This is a genomic window from Mycobacterium sp. (assembly GCF_049281135.1).
Taxonomy (GTDB): domain Bacteria; phylum Actinomycetota; class Actinomycetes; order Mycobacteriales; family Mycobacteriaceae; genus Mycobacterium.
In genome coordinates, this window is the sequence record NZ_JBAPRN010000513.1 from 1 (window position 1) to 3,317 (window position 3,317).

Consider the following 3,317-nt stretch of genomic DNA (forward strand, 5'->3'; position numbering starts at 1 on the left):
TTCCAGCACCGGTCAGCTCGGTTTGCAGTATCCGAAGATTCCTCAGCAACTCGGTGTCGCCGAGTACGCCACCGGACTCGGCCCGGATCGCGTCGGCCACCACTTTGGGCCGCAGCGGAACGGATTCGGTCGCCAGTCGCTCGCGCACCCGGTCGATCAGCGAGCCCGTCATGCCGCGCGGCGATCGTGCTGAGCGGCGGGATGCACCGGCAGCACCGCGAGGACGCGACGAGCCGCCGCCGCCAGCGCCGAACGCCGTCCCAACCGCAGGCCGCCCTGCTCGAGTTGCTCGGCCAGCCGTGGGTCGGGCTTCATCGAAACCAGCAGCGGTAACCCGGCGATCTCAGCCACCTCCTCGGCCCGCAGACCGCCCGGAGACGGGCCTCGCACCACCAAGCCGAGATTGGGATTCAAGCCGGCGAGCGTTGGGGCCATCGTGGCGGTCGCCGCGCACGCCCGCACATCGCACAGGCTGATCACGACGACGAGATCGGCTGTCTCCAAAACAGTCTCGACGGCGCAGCTCAATCGACGCGGGAGGTCGCACACCACGGTCGCACCGCCGCGACGGCCTGCGTCGATGACGGCCTGCACTGCGCCGGGGTCCAATTCGTCGCAGCGCCGGGTGCCCGACAGCACGCTGATCCCGCGGTGTCGCGGTAACGCGTCGCGCACCGCCGACCAAGTCAGCCGTCCACCCTCCAGCGCCAGATCGGGCCAGCGCACACCGGGCGTCGTCTCCGCGCCGACTACCAGATCGATGCCACCGGCCCACGGATCGACGTCGACCAGAAGCGAATTGCTCGCAGCCTGTGCCAGCGCGACCGCGAACAGTGAGGCACCCGCCCCACCGCGCCCGCCGATCACCGCCACCACCGTGCCGGCGGCGCCATCATCGCGGGCCGAGTCACCGGCGTCCGCCAACTCGCGGACCAGATCATGTTCTTGCGCAGGCAGTTTCAGCACATGCTGGGCACCCACGTCGATGGCCGCCGCCCATGTCGTCGGCGCCGGGTCGGTGCCGGCCACCACAATCACGTGTGCGCGGCGCGGCAATCCGGTGACGGCACATCCCTGCGCAGCGGATTCGTCGAGGATGACCGCCAGCGCTGCCGACCACGCTTTCCGGCTCACCGGTAATGCGCTGCCGGCGTGGACAACTCGCACGCCGGCGGCCGCCGCAATCCGATCCAGTTCGCCACGCAATGCGGGCTCGGCAAGCACGGCCAGAATGCCGCGGACGTCGCTGATAGCCATCGGCCCACCGTGCCGGTGCGGGGCGGGCGCCGCCAGTCGCGCGGCAGGATTTGTGGACGAAACTCGCTCTGTGCACACAACGACGACGTCGGTCAAGCTAAGAATTTTGCCCCAGAAAAGGGACGACCCCCGCCAGGGGGGGAGGAGGCGAGGGTCGTCGTGAATCAGCCCCGGGGGGTCGGGCTGATACACCCTCGGCTAAGCCGAGTGATTCTTACTATACACATGAGAGTGTCGCGCCGCGCAAGGGTTGTTTCCGAAAGATGCACACAATCTCTAAGTAGCTGAATCAACCGGATTGCGGTCTACATTAGCCGCCAAACCATACCTGACCGGCGCTTTTATCGACAGCGTCGCGATTTGCGGTCGCACCGCCCTATGCTGGGCCCGTGACCGTATCAGACTCGGCCGCTGACCAGCAAACATCATCGATGCCCGCCAGCCCCAGTCCGCGCACAGCAGCTTTTTTCGATCTCGACAAGACCATCATCGCCAAATCCAGCACCCTGGCGTTCAGCAAACCCTTCTTCGCCCAGGGATTGATCAACCGCAGGGCCGTCCTGAAGTCCAGCTACGCTCAATTTCTGTTCCTGCTCTCCGGCGCCGACCACGACCAGATGGATCGGATGCGCATCCACCTGACCAACATGTGCACCGGCTGGGACGTGGAGCAGATCAAGACGATCGTCAACGAGACGCTGCACGACATCGTCACGCCGCTGGTGTTCGCCGAGGCCGCCGACCTGATCGCCAGCCACAAGTTGTGCGGCCGAGACGTCGTGGTGGTGTCGGCATCCGGCGAGGAGTTGGTCGCGCCGATCGCGCGTGCGCTGGGGGCCACGCACGCGATGGCGACGCGGATGGTTGTCGAGGACGGCAAGTACACCGGCGAGATCGGGTTCTACTGCTTCGGCGAAGGGAAGGTGCAGGCGATTCGCGAGCTGGCCGCGCGCGAGGGCTATCCGCTCGAGCACTGCTATGCCTACTCCGATTCGATCACCGACATGCCGATGCTCGAGGTGGTGGGCCATCCAAGTGTGGTCAATCCGGACCGCGCCCTGCGACGCGAGGCGTCGGCCCGCGACTGGCCGGTACTCGAGTTCTCCCGGCCGGTATCGCTGCGCGACCGCATCTCGGCACCGTCGGGTGCCGCAGTCGCAACCACCGCCGCAGTCGGCATCAGCGCACTAGCCGCCGGGGCGCTGACCTATTCGTTGCTGCGCCGACTGTCGCTGTAGCCGGCGGCTCAGCAAACTATCCCCGGCACGGGTCAGCATCACTTCGGCTTTTTAACGACAATTGGCTCTTGATGTGACCGGGGTCACGGAGTACAAAGGATCTACGGAAGCCCGGTACGGCCAAGACCGATCCAGAAGAGAAGGATCGATCTCCCGGATCAGGGCAACCCAGCACGGTACCCGGCACCCACGCGGAGTCATAGCCGCGATAATGGCAGAAGTGTTGCGGGCCTGCGTAATTGCGAAGAGTGGACGGCGTCGACGGTCCTTTGGGTGGGGCTGCAGCCGGAAGCGTCGCAAGATCGCCGAGGCCACCCCACGCAGCCCACAGATGCACGCATGGTAACCGGGTCCCGTGCTAGCGGGCGGCGAGCCGAATGCCTTCGGTGCGCCGCCCGCTCTATTCGTCTGAGCCGCCCGATGCCGGCCCTTCTGCAAGCGTCTCAGCAATCGACAACGCCTCCTGCGCGCCGGTGCGCATAGCCCGGCACGACAGCACCAGCCAGGCAGTCATGCCTTCGGGCGTCCCTTCCGCGAAACCGCGCGCGGCGTCACGGTAGTCGGCGGCGCGACGCATCCAGTCAACCTCCGGCACGCCCAGGCCGTGCGGGTCGAGACCGGTCGCGATGGTCACCAGTCGCGACACCGCGCGCGCGACCACGCCGTCCGCGGTACCGAACGGAGCGAGGGTCAGCAACTCGCCGTGGGCGACCGCGGCGATCACCGGGGCCGGTGCCTTGGTAGCGCCGGTCACGATCTCGGTGAGCAACTCCAACCGGGGTCCGACATCGGCGTCGGCGCGCGGCCTGCCCAGCCGGCTCT

Annotated in this window: 2 protein-coding genes and 2 pseudogenes; 1 reads left to right on the top strand and 3 read right to left on the bottom strand. The window is 67.0% G+C overall.

Features of this window, described 5'->3' with window-relative positions:
• Positions 1 to 172: pseudogene (locus WAN02_RS20395) on the bottom strand (TadA family conjugal transfer-associated ATPase); the annotation flags it as partial.
• Complete coding sequence (gene ssd, locus WAN02_RS20400) at positions 169 to 1,257, bottom strand: septum site-determining protein Ssd (RefSeq protein ID WP_422266042.1); 1,089 nt, start codon at positions 1,255 to 1,257, stop codon at positions 169 to 171. The gene ssd and the pseudogene WAN02_RS20395, both read right to left, overlap by 4 nt.
• Before the next feature lie 389 nt (positions 1,258 to 1,646).
• Here ssd and WAN02_RS20405 point away from each other — a divergent pair, with 389 nt between their 5' ends.
• On the top strand, positions 1,647 to 2,495 hold the full coding sequence (locus WAN02_RS20405) for an HAD-IB family hydrolase (protein WP_325695716.1): 849 nt from the start codon (positions 1,647 to 1,649) through the stop codon (positions 2,493 to 2,495).
• Positions 2,496 to 2,895: 400 nt separating this feature from the next.
• On the opposite strand, the pseudogene WAN02_RS20410 reads toward WAN02_RS20405, so the two are convergent.
• Positions 2,896 to 3,317 (bottom strand): annotated as a pseudogene (locus tag WAN02_RS20410) (oxidoreductase); the annotation flags it as partial.

Coding starts and splice junctions, on each gene's coding strand:
- ssd (WP_422266042.1), bottom strand. CDS start 1,257: ATGGCTATCAGCGACGTCCGCGGCATTCTGGCCGTGCTTGCCGAGCCC.